The sequence below is a fragment of the Streptomyces sp. NPDC051315 genome (genome assembly GCF_044455165.1).
In the GTDB taxonomy this organism is placed as follows: domain Bacteria; phylum Actinomycetota; class Actinomycetes; order Streptomycetales; family Streptomycetaceae; genus Streptomyces.
In genome coordinates, this window is the sequence record NZ_JBITEN010000016.1 from 145,558 (window position 1) to 163,075 (window position 17,518).

Annotated in this window: 15 protein-coding genes and 3 pseudogenes; 10 read left to right on the forward strand and 8 right to left on the reverse strand. The window is 70.2% G+C overall.

Annotated features, from left to right (window positions below):
* Positions 1-250 precede the first annotated feature (250 nt).
* Genes ACIBBD_RS28060 through ACIBBD_RS28080 form a run of 5 tightly spaced genes read left to right on the forward strand, consistent with a single transcriptional unit; the run spans position 251 to position 5,529 of the window.
* On the forward strand, positions 251-1,294 hold the full coding sequence (locus ACIBBD_RS28060) for an iron-siderophore ABC transporter substrate-binding protein (protein WP_399422363.1): 1,044 nt from the start codon (positions 251-253) through the stop codon (positions 1,292-1,294).
* Complete coding sequence (locus ACIBBD_RS28065; protein ID WP_399422364.1) at positions 1,291-2,334, forward strand: FecCD family ABC transporter permease; 1,044 nt, start codon at positions 1,291-1,293, stop codon at positions 2,332-2,334. Before ACIBBD_RS28060 ends, ACIBBD_RS28065 begins: the two co-directional genes overlap by 4 nt.
* Positions 2,331-3,383, forward strand: a complete 1,053-nt coding sequence (locus ACIBBD_RS28070; RefSeq protein ID WP_399422365.1) for a FecCD family ABC transporter permease — start codon at positions 2,331-2,333, stop codon at positions 3,381-3,383. The genes ACIBBD_RS28065 and ACIBBD_RS28070 overlap by 4 nt, the downstream gene beginning before the upstream one ends.
* Positions 3,380-4,228 carry an ABC transporter ATP-binding protein gene (locus ACIBBD_RS28075; protein WP_399422366.1) on the forward strand — a complete coding sequence of 283 codons (849 nt, stop codon included), beginning with the start codon at positions 3,380-3,382 and terminating at the stop codon, positions 4,226-4,228. The genes ACIBBD_RS28070 and ACIBBD_RS28075 overlap by 4 nt, the downstream gene beginning before the upstream one ends.
* 2 nt (positions 4,229-4,230) lie before the next feature.
* Entirely contained in the window at positions 4,231-5,529 is a 1,299-nt protein-coding gene (locus ACIBBD_RS28080) for an MFS transporter (protein WP_399422367.1), read from the forward strand.
* A 157-nt stretch (positions 5,530-5,686) separates the two neighbouring features.
* Here ACIBBD_RS28080 and ACIBBD_RS28085 read toward each other — a convergent pair.
* From ACIBBD_RS28085 to ACIBBD_RS28095, 3 genes and pseudogenes are all read right to left on the reverse strand, one after another.
* Positions 5,687-6,439, reverse strand: a pseudogene (locus tag ACIBBD_RS28085) (SDR family NAD(P)-dependent oxidoreductase).
* Positions 6,436-6,756: a hypothetical protein gene (locus ACIBBD_RS28090; protein WP_399422434.1), complete on the reverse strand. Its 321-nt coding sequence runs from the start codon at positions 6,754-6,756 to the stop codon at positions 6,436-6,438. Before ACIBBD_RS28090 ends, ACIBBD_RS28085 begins: the two are co-directional and overlap by 4 nt.
* Positions 6,743-6,859, reverse strand: a pseudogene (locus ACIBBD_RS28095) (IS5/IS1182 family transposase); the annotation flags it as partial. The gene ACIBBD_RS28090 and the pseudogene ACIBBD_RS28095, both read right to left, overlap by 14 nt.
* Positions 6,860-7,266: 407 nt before the next feature.
* Between ACIBBD_RS28095 and ACIBBD_RS28100 the strand changes: the two are divergent.
* Positions 7,267-7,884, forward strand: coding sequence for a hypothetical protein (locus ACIBBD_RS28100; protein WP_399422368.1), 618 nt, complete (start codon positions 7,267-7,269; stop codon positions 7,882-7,884).
* 48 nt (positions 7,885-7,932) lie between these two features.
* Here ACIBBD_RS28100 and ACIBBD_RS28105 read toward each other — a convergent pair whose 3' ends face one another.
* Positions 7,933-8,976, reverse strand: a complete 1,044-nt coding sequence (locus tag ACIBBD_RS28105; RefSeq protein ID WP_399422431.1) for a cupin domain-containing protein — start codon at positions 8,974-8,976, stop codon at positions 7,933-7,935.
* A gap of 105 nt (positions 8,977-9,081) precedes the next feature.
* Here ACIBBD_RS28105 and ACIBBD_RS28110 point away from each other — a divergent pair, with 105 nt between their 5' ends.
* From ACIBBD_RS28110 to ACIBBD_RS28120, 3 genes and pseudogenes are all read left to right on the forward strand, one after another.
* Positions 9,082-10,020, forward strand: a complete 939-nt coding sequence (locus tag ACIBBD_RS28110) for an MBL fold metallo-hydrolase (RefSeq protein ID WP_399422369.1) — start codon at positions 9,082-9,084, stop codon at positions 10,018-10,020.
* Positions 10,021-10,824: 804 nt separating this feature from the next.
* Complete coding sequence (locus ACIBBD_RS28115; protein ID WP_399422370.1) at positions 10,825-11,427, forward strand: transglycosylase SLT domain-containing protein; 603 nt, start codon at positions 10,825-10,827, stop codon at positions 11,425-11,427.
* Positions 11,408-12,119: pseudogene (locus ACIBBD_RS28120) on the forward strand (IS5 family transposase). Before ACIBBD_RS28115 ends, ACIBBD_RS28120 begins: the two are co-directional and overlap by 20 nt.
* Positions 12,120-12,220: 101 nt before the next feature.
* Here ACIBBD_RS28120 and ACIBBD_RS28125 read toward each other — a convergent pair.
* From ACIBBD_RS28125 to ACIBBD_RS28135, 3 genes are all read right to left on the reverse strand, one after another.
* Positions 12,221-12,421 carry a VOC family protein gene (locus ACIBBD_RS28125; protein WP_399422371.1) on the reverse strand — a complete coding sequence of 67 codons (201 nt, stop codon included), beginning with the start codon at positions 12,419-12,421 and terminating at the stop codon, positions 12,221-12,223.
* A gap of 89 nt (positions 12,422-12,510) precedes the next feature.
* Positions 12,511-13,464: an LD-carboxypeptidase gene (locus tag ACIBBD_RS28130; RefSeq protein WP_399422372.1), complete on the reverse strand. Its 954-nt coding sequence runs from the start codon at positions 13,462-13,464 to the stop codon at positions 12,511-12,513.
* 557 nt (positions 13,465-14,021) lie between these two features.
* A complete protein-coding gene (locus tag ACIBBD_RS28135; protein ID WP_399422373.1) occupies positions 14,022-14,324 on the reverse strand; it encodes a helix-turn-helix domain-containing protein in 303 nt (100 codons plus the stop codon).
* Between the two features lie 65 nt (positions 14,325-14,389).
* Here ACIBBD_RS28135 and map point away from each other — a divergent pair, with 65 nt between their 5' ends.
* The gene (gene map, locus ACIBBD_RS28140; protein WP_399422374.1) at positions 14,390-15,172 is read left to right on the forward strand and encodes a type I methionyl aminopeptidase; all 783 of its coding nucleotides are present in this window, start codon (positions 14,390-14,392) and stop codon (positions 15,170-15,172) included.
* 657 nt (positions 15,173-15,829) lie between these two features.
* On the opposite strand, the gene ACIBBD_RS28145 is transcribed toward map, so the two are convergent.
* Positions 15,830-17,515, reverse strand: coding sequence for a ribonuclease J (locus ACIBBD_RS28145; RefSeq protein WP_399422375.1), 1,686 nt, complete (start codon positions 17,513-17,515; stop codon positions 15,830-15,832).
* Positions 17,516-17,518: the final 3 nt, after the last annotated feature.

Here is a 17,518-nt window from a genome sequence, read left to right on the forward strand (position 1 = left end):
AAGGTTCCGGGCGCGCTGAGAACGTCGGGGCGGACGCCTCCCCTGCGGCGGAGCCACCCGCCCGCGTGTCCCGATCGCTACAAGGGCTGTCGAAAAGGCTCGATTGATCAGCGCGCCATCGCTCCATACTCTGTGCAGGCAAGCCTTACCTAACTTGCCGTCGCAAGTCCGGTGCCCTGCTCCACGACCCACAGTCCATGGTCCGGACGTGCGAGTCCCGGCACCCCCGACCGAAAGTGAAACCGGGTCGATGAGAACCCCACGCCTCCGTGCGCTCGCCCTCGCGGCGGCCCTCCTGTTCGGACTCACCGCCTGCGGCAGCGGGTCCGGAGACAAGGACGACAGCAGTTCCGCCGGTGCCGACGGCGCCGGCCAGTTCCCCGTGACGATCAAGCACGCGCTCGGGACCACCGAGATCCCCTCCAAGCCCCAGCGCGTCGCCACCGTGAACTGGGCCAACGACGAGGTGCCGCTCGCCCTCGGCGTCGTCCCCGTCGGCATGGCCAGGGCCAACTTCGGCGACGACGACGGCGACGGCGTGCTGCCCTGGGTCGAGAAGCGGCTCAAGGAACTGAACGCCAAGACCCCGGTGCTGTTCGACGAGACGGACGGCATCGACTTCGAGGCCGTCGCCGACACCAAGCCCGACGTCATCCTCGCCTCGTACTCCGGGCTGACCGAGCAGGACTACGAGACCCTCAGCCAGATCGCCCCCGTCGTGGCCTACCCCGAGGCCGCCTGGGCGACCCCGTGGCGCGACATCATCCGCCTCAACAGCAAGGCCATCGGACTGGCCGACGAGGGCGACGAACTGATCGCCGACCTCGAGGGGCAGATCGAGAAGACCGCCGCGAAGTACCCCCAGCTCAAGGGGAAGACGGCGATGTTCATGACGCACGTGTCGTCCAAGAACGTCAGCCAGGTCGGCTTCTACACCACCCACGACACCCGCACGCAGTTCTTCACCGACCTCGGCCTGAAGATCCCCGCCAGCGTCTCCGGACCGTCCGCGTCGACGAAGAAGTTCGTCCTCACCAAGAGCGCCGAGCACATCGACGACTTCAACGACGTCGACATCATCACCGGCTACGGGGACGACAAGGGCGAGCTGCTGAAGGCCCTCAAGAAGGACCCGCTCACCTCCAAGCTGGCCGCCGTGAAGCGGGACTCCATCTACCTGCTGCCCGGCAGCACCCCGCTGGCCACCGCCGCCAACCCGACCCCGCTGTCCATCCCGTACGTCCTGGAGGACTACGTGAAGGCGCTCGCCGAGGCCGCGGACAAGGCAGCGTGACCGTCACCGAGACCCGGCCCGCGCCGGACACCGCCCCGCTGCGGCGTCCGGCGCGCGTGCGCGTCACCTGGCTCCTCGTCGTCGCCGCGGTCCTGCTCGCCGCCATGACGGCCTCCCTCGCCTTCGGCTCCCGCGACGTCGCCTGGGCCGACGTCTGGGCGGCGCTCGGCGGAGCGCAGGCCAGCCTGGAGGAGGCGGCGGTCGCCAACCGCGTACCGCGCACCCTCCTCGCCGTCGTCGTGGGCGCCGCCCTGGGCCTGTCCGGCGCGGTCATGCAGGGCGTCACCCGCAACCCGCTGGCCGACCCCGGCATCCTCGGCGTCAACATGGGCGCCTCGCTCGCCGTGGTCACCGGCATCGCCCACTTCGGCCTGGCGTCGGTGTCCGGATACATCTGGGCGGCGATGACCGGAGCGGCCGTGACCGCGGGGTTCGTGTACGCCGTCGGCTCGCTGGGCCGGGGCGGCGCCACCCCGCTGAAGCTGGCCCTCGCCGGTGCCGCCACCTCGGCCGCGCTCGCCTCACTGGTCAGCGCCGTCGTCCTGCCGCGCAACGACATCTCCGACACCTTCCGGCTGTGGCAGATCGGCGGCGTCGGCGGCGCCACCCACGCGCAGCTCGGCAGCGTCCTGCCGTTCCTCGCCGTCGGCCTCGTCGTCTGCCTGGCCTCCGCCCGCGCCCTCAACTCCCTCGCCCTGGGCGACGAGCTGGCCGCCGGACTCGGCGAGCGGGTGGCCCTCGTGCGGGCCGGCGCCGCGCTCGGCGCGGTCGTGCTGTGCGGCGCGTCCACCGCCGTCGCCGGCCCGATCGCCTTCGTCGGACTCGTCGTACCGCACGCCTGCCGGCTGCTGGTGGGCGTGGACCACCGCTGGCTGCTGCCGTTCTCCGCGCTGAGCGGCGCCGTTCTGCTGACGGTCGCCGACGTGGTGGGGCGGGTCGTGGCCCGGCCGTCCGAGATCGAGGTGGGCATCGTGACCGCGTTCGTCGGCGCCCCCTTCTTCATCCACATCGTCCGTCGGCAGAAGGTCAGATCACTGTGAGCGCCCCCGTCGTCACCGCCCCGCCCACACTGCGCACGGTCACCCGCACGCGGGTCCGACGTGCGTACCGGCGACGGCTGATCGTCTGCGCCCTGCTGGTCCTCGTCTTCGCCGCGTTCGCCACCACTCTCATGGCCGGTCACACCTTCTACCCGGCCTCCGACGTGCTGCGCGTGATCACGGGCGAGCAGGTGCCGGGCGCCTCCTTCACCGTCGGCACGCTACGGCTGCCGCGCGCGGTGCTCGCCCTGACCGCCGGGTTCAGCTTCGGCATGGCCGGCGTCACCTTCCAGACGATGCTCCGCAACCCGCTCGCCAGCCCTGACATCATCGGCATCAGCGCGGGGGCGAGCGCGGCGGCGGCCATCGCCATCGTCACCTTCTCGCTGAGCGAGACCCAGGTGTCCACGCTGGCGATCGCCGCCGCGCTCGGGGTGGCGCTGCTGGTGTACGTCCTCGCGTTCCGCGACGGTGTCGCCGGCACTCGGCTCATCCTGATCGGCATCGGCATCGCCGCCCTGCTCGACAGCGTCACCTCCTACGTCCTGTCCCGGGCCGGTGAGTGGGACCTCCAGGCGGCGATGCGCTGGCTCACCGGCAGCCTCAACGGCACCACCTGGGAGGAGACCGCGCCCACCGTCCTGGCCGTGCTGGCGCTCGGCCCGGTGCTGCTGTTCCAGGGCCGCAACCTGAGCGCGCTGAGCCTGGGCGACGACACGGCCTCCGCGCTCGGCGTCCGCGTCGAACGCACCCGCGTCACCGTGATCGTCGCCGCCGTCGGGCTGATCGCGTTCGCCACGGCGGCGGCCGGACCGATCGCCTTCGTCGCGTTCCTCTCCGGGCCGATCGCCGCCCGGCTCACCGGAGCCGGCGGCTCCCTGCTGGTGCCGGCCGGCCTGGTCGGCTCCCTGCTCGTCCTGGTCGCCGACCTCACCGGCCAGTACGCCTTCGACACCCGCTACCCCGTGGGCGTCGTCACCGGCGTCCTCGGCGCCCCCTACCTCGTCTACCTGATCGTCCGCACCAACCGGGCCGGAGGCTCACTGTGACCGCGTCCCACACCCTCGCCACCGAGGACCTCACGCTCGGCTACGGCGACCGCGCCGTCATCGAGGGCCTGGACCTGACCCTCGCGGCCGGGCGCATCACGGTGATCGTCGGCGCCAACGCCTGCGGCAAGTCGACGCTGCTGCGCTCGATGTCCCGGCTGCTCGTCCCGCGCACCGGCCGGGTCGTCCTGGACGGCAAGGAGGTCCACCGCACCCCGGCCAGGGAACTCGCCCGCACCCTCGGGCTGTTGCCGCAGTCACCGGTCACCCCCGAGGGCATCACCGTCCTCGACCTGGTCGGCCGGGGCCGCCACCCCCACCAGCGGGCCTTCTCCCGCTGGACGGCCCAGGACGACGCCGCGGTCGCCGCCGCGCTGGAGGCCACCCACACGACGGACCTGGTGGACCGGGCGGTCGACGAACTATCAGGCGGCCAGCGCCAGCGCGTGTGGATCGCGATGGCGCTGGCCCAGCAGACCGACCTGCTGCTGCTCGACGAGCCCACCACGTTCCTCGACATCAGCCACCAGATCGAGGTCCTCGACCTGCTGACCGACCTGAACCGGACCCGCGGCACCACGATCGTCATGGTCCTGCACGACCTCAACCTGGCCGCCCGCTACGCGGACCGGCTCGTCGCCCTGGCCGCCGGACGGCTGCACGCCGCCGGAACGCCCGAGGAGGTGATGACCGAGGACACGGTCCGGGCCGTCTACGGCATGGACAGCCGCGTCATCGAGGACCCGGTCTCGGGCAAGCCCCTCGTCCTGCCGATCGGACGCCACCACGCGACGACCGGGGACACGGAAGCCGCCCCCGCGTCGGAGTCGGCCGGGAGCCGCTGACCATGCACGCCAAACTCGCCGCCGTACTCCCCGACCTCTCGCCCTGGCGCTCCTCCCGCGACTTCCGCCTGCTCTGGACGCAGGGTGTCGTCACCCACGTCGGCAGCGTGATGGCGCTGATCGCGCTGCCGCTGCAGATCAAGGAACTGACCGGCTCACCGCTCGCGGTGGGGGCGATGGGCGCCGTGGAACTGGTGCCGCTCATGGTCTTCGGCCTGTACGGCGGGGCACTCGCCGACGCCGTGGACCGGCGCAAGGTCATCGTGCTGACCGAGGCGGGACTGGGACTGCTGGCCGCCGTCCTGCTGCTGAACGCGCTGCTGCCCAGCCCCATGCTGTGGCCGCTGTACGTGGTCGCGGCCGGTGTCGCGGCACTCGCCGGACTCCAGCGGCCGGCCCTGGACTCGCTGCTGGCCCGGATCGTCCCGCACGACCAGCTCGCCGCCGCGGCCGCGCTGAACTCGCTGCGCTGGCAGACCGGCGCGATCGCCGGACCGGCGCTGGCGGGTCTCGTCGTCGCGTACGCGGGCAACAGCACCGCGTACGCCATCACGGTGGTGAGCTTCACGGTGTCGGTCCTGATGTGCCGCCGGCTGGCGCCGGTGCCACCGGTCGAGCAGGCGGCCAGGCCGTCGCTGCGCGGCATCGCGGAGGGGGCCCGGTACGCCTGGTCCCGGCCGGTGCTGCTGGGCACCTACGCGGTCGACCTGGCGGCGATGTTCTTCGCCTTCCCCAACACCGTCTTCCCCTTCCTCGCCGACGAGCTCGACGCCGACTGGTCGCTGGGCCTGATGTACGCGGCGGGATCCGTCGGGTCGCTGCTGGTCAGCCTGACCAGCGGCTGGGTGTCCGGGACGCGGCGGCACGGCCTGCTGGTGGTGTTCGGCGCGGCCGGCTGGGGCCTGGCGATGGCGGCGGCCGGCTGGACGACGGACGTCTGGCTGGTGCTGCTGTGCCTCGGGCTGGCGGGAGCGGGGGACATGCTGAGCGGACTGGGCCGCTCCACCATCTGGAACCAGACCATCCCGGACCGGTTGCGCGGCCGGCTCGCCGGCATCGAGGTCCTCTCCTACAGCGTCGGCCCGCAGTTGGGTCAGGTCCGCGCCGGGGCGATGGCCGGCTGGACCGGCGTCCGCCCCGCGATCTGGACGGGCGGACTCGCGTGCGTCGCGGCGGTGGGCCTGCTCGCTGCCGCGCTGCCGAAGCTCATCAGCTATGACGCCCGCACCGACGAGGACGCCCGCCGCCGCGCCGCCGAGGGCACCGCAACCCCACCGGGCCGTGACGGCGTCGACCGGTAGCCGCTGTCCCCTCGCGGCCGAAGGGCCGGCGACCTCCCCTCGGGCAGGAGGCCGCCGCCGGCCACGATGCGCCCTCGGCGGCGAACCGCAGCGCGGCGGCCCGGCCCCGGCCGCGCGCCGTCCCGGAGGTCAGCGCCCCCTCGCCCCTCCAGCCGTTTCACGGCGTCCCCTCGCGCAGGGCGCCGGAGACGGACTTGACGCCGCCGTGCGCGGTCAGCCCGCCGCCGACCGGGATGCAGGCGCCGCTGATGAACGACGTGTCGTCGGACAGCAGGAACACCACCAGCGGTGCCACCTCGCCGACGGTGCCGGGGCGGCCGAGCGGCGTCCCGCGGAGGCTGGCCCTGCGGAAGGCGGGCGCGGCGGAGGCGGTCGTCCCGGTCTCGATGTAGCCGCGGTGGAGCGTGTTGACGCGGATGCCGCGCGGGCCCAGCTCCAGGGCGGCGGCCCTCCACAGGTCGCGCAGCGCCCACTTGCTGCGGTGCAGGCGACCGGGTAGCGGGCGGTGAGGGCCGCCGAGGAGCCGACGTTGACGACGGAGGAACCGGGCGGCATGAGCGGCGCGAGGTGCTGGATGCCGACGAGCGGACCGGTGACGTCGACGGCGCGTGGACGCGGGCCATGTCCGCGGGGCGTACCTCGTCCAGGCGAGCCCGCCAGGTGATGCCTGCGTTGTTGACCAGGCCGTGCACCTGCCCGTACGACTCCCGCAGCCCGGCCGCGAGTGCGGCCCAGTCCTGCTCGCTGGTCACGTCGAGCCGGCGGCAGCCGGGCGTCTCGGTCACGTCGTGGCGATGACGTGCGCGCCCTCGCGGGTGAGCGCCCCGGCGTCGGTGGCGCCCTGGCCGCGGGCCGCGCCGGTGACCACGATGACCTTGCCGAGCAGCGTCCCGGGACGTGGGTCGCTCACGGCCGCTCCCGGGACCGGCGCCGGCCGGCCTGCAGCGGGACGGGCTCGACACCGGAGACGACGGTGATGGTGCCGCCGATGCCCCGACGGTGAGGGAGACCGTGTCGCCGGGCTTCAGCGGCGGCGGGGTCCCCTCGCCGCGCCGGCCCCACAGCTCGGCGAAGCAGCCGCCGTTGCCGCCGGCGGGGCAGCAGGTCCTCGCCGACCACCTGCCCGTTGACCTCGGCCGTCAGGGCGAGGCGCAGGAAGCCATCCGCGTCCCGGTGCGGCTCCAGCTCGTCGGCGGTGACCAGTAAGTAGCCGCCGGTACTTGTCATGGTCGTAGCCGCGGTCGGCGAAGAGCGTGTCCGGCCGTCTGCGTGGCCGTCCGACGACGCCGGCCACGGGTGGGACCTTGTCCAGCAGGGGCAGGAGTTGCAGCAACTCCGCCATGTTGGTGATCAACAGTCACACCAGGAGCACGATGACGCCGCCATCGTGCCGTAGGTGTTGTTGTACGAGGCGAAGTCGGCGACGTAGAACGCGACCCCAGGCGATCGTGACGGTGCTGCCATGGGAGGGGCACGGCAAGGGCTTCGAGATCGGTAGTGGGCAGGGCCGACAGCGTTCCGGGGCCGAAGAATGGACGGGCGAGCGGCGGACCACCGCGGGGCCCATCGGCGTGTCGCGGCCAGGCCGGGTCGCTCATTGGCTGCCTCTCACGACGGCTGCTCCGGACTGTGCTCCGTTCGCCGGTGCTCGAGGTGCGGCCTGACTTGTCTCGGGCAACAGTGGACGCAGTGCCGATGTGCTGCTGGCCTCGCTGTCCATCGAAAGGAAAAGACGAGATGTCGGAACGCAATACCGTCATGCGCAGCCTGCACGACCTGGGGCTGGCCGCATGGTTCGGCGGCTCTTTGATGGGCGCGGTGGGCCTCAACGGCGCGGCGCGAGCTGAAGGCGGAACGCAGGCGATCACCGCGCGGATCGCCAGCTCCGGTTGGGCGAAGTGGGCGCCGGTGAACGCCGCGGCCATCGGCACCCATCTGGTCGGCAGCAGTGGGCTGCTCGCGGCGAACGCGGCACGGGTTGCCACCCAGCAGGGAGTGGCCGCCTCCACCGTGGCAAAAACAGTTCTGACCGGAGCCGCCCTGGCGGCCACCGCGTACAGCCGGGTACTGGGCAAGAAGATCGAGCTGGCGTCCTCCAGCGACCCGGAAGACACCGCAAAGGCCGAGGCGCACCCCGTCGACACGGACAAGGCGCAGCGGCAGCTCGCCTTCCTTCAGTGGACGATCCCGGCGCTGACAGGAGGCCTGCTCGTCCTCAACGCGCTGCACGGAGAACAGCAGCGCCCCGAGGAACAGGCCCGGGGGATGTGGCAGCGGGCCATGAGCAGGACGCCACACATGCCCTCCATGCCGTATGTGCCGTCCATGCCGGACTGGCGCTGGATGCAGCACTGACGACTCGGGTTTCTTCGCCAGCGTCCGCCACTGAAAAAGGGCCCGTGCCTACTCCGCGGCGGTTGGGCCGCCGACCGCCGGCACGGCCGCAGCCGAGGGCTTGGCGAGCTTGTCGGTGGGGATGTCCTCGGTGAAGCGGACCATGGTCTGGGCGATGCCCGGGGGAACGTCAGCGGATCGTCTCGCGGCCTGCGCTCGATACCGCCCCGGTGTGGTGCCGAACTCCCGTTGGAAGGCGTGTGAGAGCGCGTACGGGCTGCCGTAGCCGACTCGGCCGGCGATGGTGGCCAGGGTGTCTGGGGTGTCGCGGAGCAGGGTGGCGGCGCGGATCACGCGCCACCAGGTGAGGTACGCCATCGGAGGGCGGCCGACCAGGGTGGTGAAGCGGCGCGCCAGGGTGGGACGGGAGACGCCCGCCTCCGCCGCCAGACGGTCATTGCTCCACGGCGCGGCCGGGTCCGAATGCAGCGCCCGCAGGGCGGCGGCCGCCACCGGATCGCCCAGTACGCGGGGCCAGGCTCCGCTGGGGGCCTCGGTCATCCAGGCGCGGATCATGTAGACGAGGAGGAGGTCGAGCAGGCTCGGGAGCGCCACGCAGGAGCCGGGTCGGATCTCATCCAGCTCACCGGCGAGCAGATCGATGGCGGCACGGAGTTCGAGGTGGCTGCCTACTCGGCTGGGAAGGTGGACGACCTCAGGCAGCTCTGCCATGAGTGGGTGCATGCGGCTGCAGTCGAGCCAGTATTTGCCGCAGAGCATCTCTGTCTCGTAGCGATCGTGCTGTGTTCGCGGCTCTGTCTCCACAAGCCATTGCTCGAACGTCACCGCTTTCTTCTTCGCGACCGCCGCATCGACTGGGAAATCGGCGATCACATGGCCTGTGCCATGGGGCAGCAGTACCGCGTCACCCACGCCGAGAGGTATGGGGGCGCCGCCGTCGGTCAGTAGCCAGCAGTGGCCCTTGAGGACGACGTAGAAGCCCGCGCCGTCGTACGGGTCCAGTCGCGCGCACCAGCTCCTGCTTGTCCGCAGCCGATGGAACCAGGGGCGCCCGAGGTGCACGGCAGAGATCGCATCGCTCACCACATCCATCCATCCAAGATACATCCCGGTATGAAGGGTGAGATGCATGCGTATTTTTTTGCGCTGGATGCGTATTGAGACGATCGTTCGACCTTCCTTAATGTCGATCATGTGATGAACGAGACCGAGAGTGTGCAGAGCATGGTGCTGGGAGATGTCGAGGTCATCCGGGTTGTCGAGTGGCACGAGCCGTTCCTGCCTACCTCCGGCATGTTCCCGGGAGCTGCCGCCGATGTGTGGAAGGACAACGAGGACTGGCTGGCACCGGACCACTGGGAGCCGAACGGCGACTTGACGGTGCTTGCTTTGCAGAGCTGGGTGCTGCGCAGCGCGGGCCGGACCGTCCTGGTCGACACCGGAGCGGGGAGCGGGCGCGAGCGACCGGGCATGGGAACGTTCCACCACGCCCGGAGTGATTTCCTCGGCCTCCTGGCGAGGGCCGGTGTCCGCCCGCAGGATGTCGACGTCGTCGTCAACACCCACCTCCACGTCGACCACGTCGGCTGGAACACCGTCGACACGGACGAGCAGTGGATACCGGCGTTCCCCAACGCCCAGTACCTCATTCCGGCCGCCGACGACTTCCACTACGGTCCGGACAACGCGTACGGGAACGGCGCGCAGCAGGCCGACCGCCTGATCTACGAAGACAGCATCGCGCCCATCCACCAGGCCGGACAGGCCGTGCTGTGGGACGGCCTCCACCGCATCGACGAACATCTCACTCTGGAGTCCGCGCCAGGTCACACTCCCGGCTCATCCGTGCTGCGACTCGCATCCGGCAGCGACCGGGCAGTCTTCGTCGGAGATCTGCTGCACAGCCCGGTGCAGATCCTGCACCCCTGCTGCAACAGCAGCGTCTGCCTGGCCCCGGAACAAGCGGTGGCCAGCCGCCGTCGGATTCTCGGGCGGGCGGCTGACGAGAGGGAGTTGCTCGTTCCCGCGCACTTCGGTGGCGCAGGGGCCCTGGAAATACGGCGGGACGGTGACAGGTTCGCCCTCGGCCCATGGGCAACAGCCAGCCGGAAGAAGAGTGCGTCCGCCTTCGAGTGAGCCGTGACCTCACCCGCTCACCGCCCCGCCGTCCTCCGAAGCCCTCGGCAGACGGCGCGACCATCGCCACCTGCGTCAGCCCGGGAGCTCACGGGCTGAGCGCGCACGACCATGAACACCCTCCTGAAGGCGCTACGCCGGCTCTGTCCTTTCTGACGCCTGATCGACAGAACATTTGGCTCAGCAGCCGGACGGTGACGGCGTCAGGCCCATTCCATGCCGAGATGGGTGAGCGCGGCTGTCCGTGAGCTGTTTTTGTGATCAGCCGTTGGTGGTCTGGCCTGCGCTGATCAGTTCGCGGTGCGTCTGTGGACGGGGATTGTGGCGCGTCAGTAGCTGCACGGATGGTGGGTGCTGAGCTGGGTGAGGGGCTGGCCTGAGGGTTTGTCAGTTAGCTGGTTGGGTGATCAGGTCGTGTCATCTGCGCTGTGCAGGGTTCAGGTCCGGTGATTGTTGCGTGCGGCGACGCTTGAACGTGCTGCCTGTGTCTGCGGCAGGGCATGGAGGTGGGCGGGCTGGCGCGCCTGTGTTCGAGTGCCGTTGGCGGATGGGTTCGCCTGCGGGTCAAGCTGCGGCGTGGGGCAGCGACTCGTTGGCGGGATGCCGGACGGCATCGGGGCGCTTCGTGATGTGACCTGTGAGTGCAGCCGATCGTTGTGTCGTGGCGGCGTGCACGGGCTGGGGGATGCGGATCGGCGGTCCGGTGTGCTGGATTGAGGCCGGTCCGCGCGGGCACGCGCACCTCGGGATGGCAGACGTCCTGCTGTTCAGGCGGGGCAGGCGGCAGGGGAGAGGTGAGTGGGGATGGCCGAGCGGTCGATGGCGGCGTCGAAGCAACGGTCGCAACCGGTGGACCGCGGTGGCGTTGGGACGCCACCGTTGCGGCCCGGTGGCTACGATCCGGCCGACTACGCCGCGTATGTGGTGCGCAGCGCGGAGGAGGCCGCAGTGTCGCCCCTGCTCGTGATGACCGTGCTCCACAACGAGGCGTACAAGCCGCACCATCCGCTGCTGGAGCGGCTGTGGCAGTGGTGGAAGCCCGGGGCGGCCTTCGGAGTGGCCAACATGCACCGTGCGACGTTCGAGCGGGTTCGGCGAACGCACGGCCTGTCGGAGCGGTGGCAGGACCTTCGCGACGATCCCGCTTTCGCCATCCACGCGGCGACCTTGCACCTGAAGGACCTCGACCGGAGCCTTCCCAAGCGGCACGTGCGCCGCTACACCCGCGACGAACTCCTCGCCTTGGGCTACAACGCGGGCGAACGCAACATGCGAGCCTTCGCCCGGGGGGTCCCGCCGGGCCCTCTGGCACGGTCGTACCTGCGCCGTTTCCGCGCATACCGGAGCCGGGCCGCCGAGGCTCTGGCGGACCGCGGCAGGCCGGGCGATGCCGTGGAGGGCCGGTGACCGCGAAGGCCTGGCGGTGATCATCTTCGTGGTCACCTCAGGGTGTTCATGGCGGCAGCTGCCCCCGGTGTTCGGCCCGGCCTGGCCGGCGGTCTACCGGCGTTTCGCCCAGTGGAGCCGGGACCGGGTCTGGGCCAGGCTCCATCACATCCTCCCGGACGAGCTCGGCGCCCGCGGTGAGCTCGACTGGTCGCGGTGCGCTATCGACTCCGTCAGCCCCAGAGCCGTAAAAGGGGCCACTGACCGGACCGAATCCGACCGACCGCGGTAAGCAGGGGTCGAAAAGCCACCTGATCACCGACCGGAACGGTCTGCCGCTGTCGCTGGGTGTCTCCGGCGCCAACCTGCACGACAGCCTCGGCCTGAAGCCGCTCGTGCGCGGGATCCCGCCCATCCGCTCCCGCCGCGGACCCCGCCGCCGGCGTTCCGGCCAAGCTCCATGCCGACAAGGGCTACGACTACGACCACCTGCGGAAATGGCTCCGCAAGCGAGGCATCCGCCGCCGCATCGCCCGCAAAGGCATCGAGTCCTGACAGCGGCTGGGCCGCCACCGCTGGGTCGTCGAAAGGACGGTGTCCTGGCTGGCCGGATGCCGACGCCCGCACCGCCGCTATGAATGCAAGGCCGAGCACTTCCTTGCCTCGTCGGCATCGCCGCAGCCCTCATCGGCTACCGCAGGCTCACCACCTGACCCAGCAGGTCAGGCGCTCGGGCCGGTGCGCACGAAGAGGCAGAACGGGTGGCCCGCCGGATCGCACAGGACGCGTACATCCTCTTGAGGCTGCAAGTCCGTCACGTCGCCCCCAGGACAAGAGCGTGCTCGACGGCTGAGGAAAGATCGTTCACCTCGACGTCCAGATGCATCATCATCTGCTGCTCGGACCGTGTGGAAGGCCACCGCGGGCGGGTGAAGAGTGGCTCTGTCTGGAACGACAGCCCGGCACTGCCATCGGGCGGAGCGATCTCAACCCAGCCGGGTTCCTCCTTCCGCATCGGCCACCCGAGCAGGCCCTGATGGCGGAGGAGACCGAACGGGAGCGGCCGGTGTCCCAGGCGGGCAACTGCGCCGACGCCACCGTCACCTACACCCCGGCACCGTTGAGCGGGCACACCGCCGGTTCGAGCAGCGACAGCGTGCGTTGCTGCGCGTCGAGGGAGACGCGGATGCCGACCGGCATCGGCAGATTCGGGCCGGCGTGTCCGACCTCCATGTTGCCCAGAACCGGGATGTCTCGTTCGCCGAGGACGTCGAGGACGATTTCGGACAGGCTCGGGGAGCCGTCGGGTGAGTCGAGCCCGTTGACTGCCTCCGGAACGCCCACGACCATGCCGGCGATCCGATCGAGGATGCCGTTGTGCCGCAGTACCTGCAGATAGCTCCACACATGCGATGCGTGGCCGCCCAGCTCCTCCCAGAACAACACCGCGCCGTCGAAGCATTCGAGGGGCAGCGCGAAGGGTGTCGCCTGCGCCAGTGCTATGCGATTGATCAACCCGCCGATCAGCGGACCTTCGGCACGCCCGGCACGCCAGGACTCCCACGACGGACCGGGGGGCAGCGCGCCGATCGGCTTCGTGCCGGTTAGCAGCGTTGAGTACAGCTTCCCCAGCTCCTTCCGGCGGGCCGCGGAGGCTCTTTGCCAGTGCCCGCCGAGACCGGGCGTGGCCAGGTCGGTGTGGAAGCCGACCAGACCGGTGCGCGCGTAGAGCACCAGGTGCAGCAGCGAGATGTCGCTGTAGCCCAGGATCGGCTTGGGATCGGCCCTGATCGCGTCGAAGTCGATCAGGTCGAGATATCCGAACACCGTCTGGCCACCGTCGTGCGCGACGATGGCGCGCACCTCGGGATCACGCAGGAGACCGTTGAGTTCCTCGGCTATCTGGTCCGGCCGTGCAGCGCTCCACCAACGGTGCCGCCCTGCTTCGAGGAGCGGCGTGAGACGCACACGGAACCCCATGCCCTCGAGCTCGGCCACCGCTCGCTGGAGATCGGGCGCGTATGCGGCGTGGAGCGGTCCGGACAGCGCCGCGATCACGACGAGATCCCCGGGCCGCAGGGCACGAGGTCGAAGCAGTTGAGGCAGCGCAGTCGAAGTCACCGAAGGAGTATCCCGACACCCTCCGCAACATGCGACACCTTTACCGCCCGCTCGCCCAGCAGGCCTGCCTCCATACCCGCCCTCCAATCCGTGCCTCAGCTCCAGCGAGACAGTCACGGCGGACAGGGCCGCCCCGTCTTGCGTGGCTCAATGCGTCACGGGACGGCTCTCATCGCCTCACGCAGGGCGAGCCGGAGCGAGGCGATGGTTTCCTCTGATTCCAAAGCCCTCCGCGGGAGGTGGCCCCGTTGACTTCTGGGGCGCGGCCCACTCCGTGGTATTGCGCCGTACAGTGCGTCTGACAGGCGGCGCAGCCGTCCCTCGGAGGCCCGGAGGGATGTCGGCGGCCGGCTGGGGCAGGGGTGACAGACGGCGATCGGAGTCCTTCCCCGTGGAAGGCCGTCAATGGCTCGTCCGGATGCCTCTTGGCTGTCGGGCTTGAGTCCACGCTGCTTCGCCGACCGCCCCGACCGTCAGGGGCGCTGCGGCATCGGTCAGGACGCCAGCCGTTCCGGCAAGGGGTGGGCGGAGTCGGCAGGCCCGGCGACGCGTTCGGCTCCGCTGATCTCGGCCCACACCGCGTCGAGGGAGAGGCCGAGGACGTCGGCGATCGCCGCGATGGTCGGGAAGGCGGGGGTGGCCACGCGGCCTGTCTCGATCTTCCGGAGAGTTTCCGGCGAGACGCGTGCGGCGAGCGCGGTATCGAGCATCGAACGCTCTCCCCTGGCCCGGCGCAGGAGGGCACCGAGACGCTGTCCGCGTTCGATCTCTTCGGGAGTGAGCGGCAACCTGACCATGGCACGAATTCTATACCGGTACAGTATGGCCGGTATAGTTATTGGTATCGCGAGGAGGGCGCCGCATGATCGAGATCCTGAACCCCACCCTGTTGACCCGGGCCAGAGACACCGGCGCCCTGGTCGCCGAGATCCTGCAGACGGTGAAGAACCGCAGCACGATCGGCACGAACCTGTTGGACATCGACCGGTGGGCCAAGGACATGATCGTCGAGGCGGGAGCCACGTCCTGTTACGTCGACTACGCCCCGTCCTTCGGACGCGGCCCGTTCGGCCACTACATCTGCACCGCCGTCAACGACGCGGTCCTGCACGGGCGGCCGTACGACTATCCGCTCGCCGACGGCGACCTGCTGACCCTCGACCTCGCCGTCTCCCTGGGCGGAGTCGCCGCCGACGCCGCCATCAGTTTCATCGTGGGCGACACGAGGCCCCCGGAGAGCGTCGCCCTGATCAGTGCGACCGAACGCGCGCTGGCCGCGGGGATTGCTGTCGCCGGGCCCGGGGCGCGGATTGGCGACATCGCCCACGCCATCGGCACGGTCCTCACCCAGGCGGGGTACTCGATCAACACCGAGTTCGGTGGTCACGGCATCGGTTCGACGATGCACCAGGATCCGCATGTCCCGAACACCGGACGGCCCGGCCGCGGCTACACACTGCGCCCGGGACTGCTGCTGGCTCTGGAGCCATGGGTGATGGCGGACACTGCCCGGCTCGTCACCGACGCCGACGGCTGGACCCTCCGCAGCGCCACCGGCTGCAGGACGGCACACAGCGAGCACACGATCGCCATCACCGACGATGGAGCGGAGATCCTCACCATGCCGAAGCAGGCGCGGGCGTGAGGCCGAGTGCCATCCTGTCGACGCGGAACGCCTGCGAGGAGATCCCCACCACCTCCGGATCGCGGTCGATCAAAATCAGATGGTCCCGCTCCAGCCACGACTCGTAACCGATGTCGTCCCGAGCCGTGGAAACTGGGCGATCCGGAGGTCCTGGTTGTGCGATCCAACCGTGTCATGCGCCGGCCGAGCCCACCTCGGATCTAGACACCCAAGGGCAATGTGAACCTGCGACCTCTGGTTTATGAGCCCAGCAAGTTACCGAGCTGCTCCACCCCGCCTCGGTGGTGCCACTCCACACAGTGGCACCGGCGCGAAGGCGGCGTGTTCTCTCGGGCTGTGTAGGTTCCAGGGCTCCGTTAGCGGTGTCGGTCGATCTCTAGCAGTCGGCTAGCAATCTTCCGACGCGCGTTAGCAACGCCTGTGGTCGGAAGCGATCAGTTCCGGGTCGACGTCGCTGGCCCCCAGCCCCACCACGACTGTCTGGTCGCCACGCGCCAGAGCGGGATGCCCGGATGTCCGGGTGGTCAGCGCTGAAGAGTGGATTCTGTGGGCTGCGTTGCCGCCCCGGCTTCCTGGGGTGGCTGCTGACCCCCGTGCCCGGCCGCGATGCCGGCGAGACCGCGACCGGAACCGGGGACCGTGCGGCCGGGCTGTGGCTCAGGCGTCGATGATGACGGGGATGATGAGGGGCTTGCGGCGGTGGGTGCGGAACGCCCAGTTCGCCACGGCACGGGCGACGAGTTGTTCGAGTTGGCGCGCGTCCCCGACGCCTTCCTCGGCCGCGGTGGCCAGCGTCTTCTCGATGACGGGGATGACCGGCTCGAAGGTGGTGTCGTCGTGGACGAAGCCCCGGGCCAGGAAGTCGGGGGCCTCGGCGAGAGCGCCGGTGTCCGCATCGACGATCGCCACCACCGTGACCACGCCTTCCTCCGCGAGGGTGAGGCGGTCCTTGAGGGACGCCTCGGTGGCGCCGCCGACTTCCATGCCGTCCACGTAGACGTTGCCGGCGGGGACCTTGCCGGTGATGGACGCGCGCCCGTCGACGAGGTCGACGACGACGCCGTCCTCGGCGATGACGACCCGGTCGGGGTCGACGCCGGTACGGATGGCGAGGTCACCGTTGGCCCGCAGATGGCGCCATTCGCCGTGCACCGGCATGACGTTGCGGGGTTTGACGATGTTGTAGCAGTAGACGAGCTCGCCGGCGCTGGCGTGCCCGGAGACGTGCACCTTGGCGTTGCCCTTGTGGACGACATGGGCGCCCCACCGGGTGAGTCCGTTGATCACCCGATAGATGGCGTTCTCGTTGCCGGGGATGAGTGAGCTGGCGAGCAGAACGGTGTCGCCCTTGCCGATGCGGATGGCGTGGTCGCGGTTGGCCATCCGTGACAGCGCGGCCATCGGTTCGCCCTGGGAGCCGGTGCACACCAGAGTGATCTTGTGGTCAGGGAGCTTCTCCAGCTCCTTGGTGCTCACGACCAGACCGGACGGGACCTTCAGATAGCCCAGGTCACGGGCGATGCCCATGTTGCGGACCATCGACCGGCCGACGAAGGCGACCTTACGGCCGTGCTGGTGGGCGGCGTCCAGGACCTGCTGGATGCGGTGCACATGGCTGGCGAAGCTGGAGACGATGACCCGGCGCGGCGCGGTGCGCATCACCTGCTCGATCGCCGGGTTCAGCTCACGCTCGGAGGTGGTGAAGCCGGGCACTTCGGCGTTGGTCGAATCGGTCAGGAACAGGTCCACGCCCTCCTCGCCGAGCCGGGCGAAGGCACGCAGATCGGTGATGCGGTCGTCGAGAGGGAACTGGTCCATCTTGAAGTCACCGGTGTGCAGCACCATCCCGGCGCCGGTGCGGATCGCGACCGCGAGGCTGTCCGGGATGGAGTGGTTGACCGCCACGAACTCGCAGTCGAAGGGCCCGAAGCCGCGCCGGTCGCCCTCCCGCACCCGTACTGTGCGCGGCCGGATTCCGTGTTCCTTGAGCTTGGCCTCCAGGAACGCCAGCGTCAGCTTGGAACCGACGACGGGGATGTCGCGCCGCTCGCGCAGCAGGTACGGCACGCCGCCGATGTGGTCCTCGTGGCCATGGGTGAGGACGACGGCCACGATGTCGTCCAGCCGGTCCCGGATCGAGGTGAAGTCAGGCAGGATCACGTCCACGCCGGGCTGGGTCTCCTCGGGGAACAGTACGCCGCAGTCGACGATGAGCAGCTTGCCCGCGTGCTCGAAGACGGTCATGTTGCGGCCGATCTCCCCCAGGCCGCCCAGGGCGATGACTCGCAGCCCTCCTTGAGCAAGGGGCGGGGCGGCTTTCAGTTCGGGGTGTGGATGACTCATACC

Coding starts and splice junctions, on each gene's coding strand:
- ACIBBD_RS28060 (WP_399422363.1), top strand. CDS start 251: ATGAGAACCCCACGCCTCCGTGCGCTCGCCCTCGCGGCGGCCCTCCTG.
- ACIBBD_RS28080 (WP_399422367.1), top strand. CDS start 4,231: ATGCACGCCAAACTCGCCGCCGTACTCCCCGACCTCTCGCCCTGGCGC.
- ACIBBD_RS28090 (WP_399422434.1), bottom strand. CDS start 6,756: ATGACAAGTACCGGCGGCTACTTACTGGTCACCGCCGACGAGCTGGAG.
- ACIBBD_RS28100 (WP_399422368.1), top strand. CDS start 7,267: ATGTCGGAACGCAATACCGTCATGCGCAGCCTGCACGACCTGGGGCTG.
- ACIBBD_RS28105 (WP_399422431.1), bottom strand. CDS start 8,976: ATGGATGTGGTGAGCGATGCGATCTCTGCCGTGCACCTCGGGCGCCCC.
- ACIBBD_RS28110 (WP_399422369.1), top strand. CDS start 9,082: ATGAACGAGACCGAGAGTGTGCAGAGCATGGTGCTGGGAGATGTCGAG.
- ACIBBD_RS28115 (WP_399422370.1), top strand. CDS start 10,825: ATGGCCGAGCGGTCGATGGCGGCGTCGAAGCAACGGTCGCAACCGGTG.
- ACIBBD_RS28125 (WP_399422371.1), bottom strand. CDS start 12,421: ATGCGGAAGGAGGAACCCGGCTGGGTTGAGATCGCTCCGCCCGATGGC.
- ACIBBD_RS28135 (WP_399422373.1), bottom strand. CDS start 14,324: ATGGTCAGGTTGCCGCTCACTCCCGAAGAGATCGAACGCGGACAGCGT.
- map (WP_399422374.1), top strand. CDS start 14,390: ATGATCGAGATCCTGAACCCCACCCTGTTGACCCGGGCCAGAGACACC.
- ACIBBD_RS28145 (WP_399422375.1), bottom strand. CDS start 17,515: ATGAGTCATCCACACCCCGAACTGAAAGCCGCCCCGCCCCTTGCTCAA.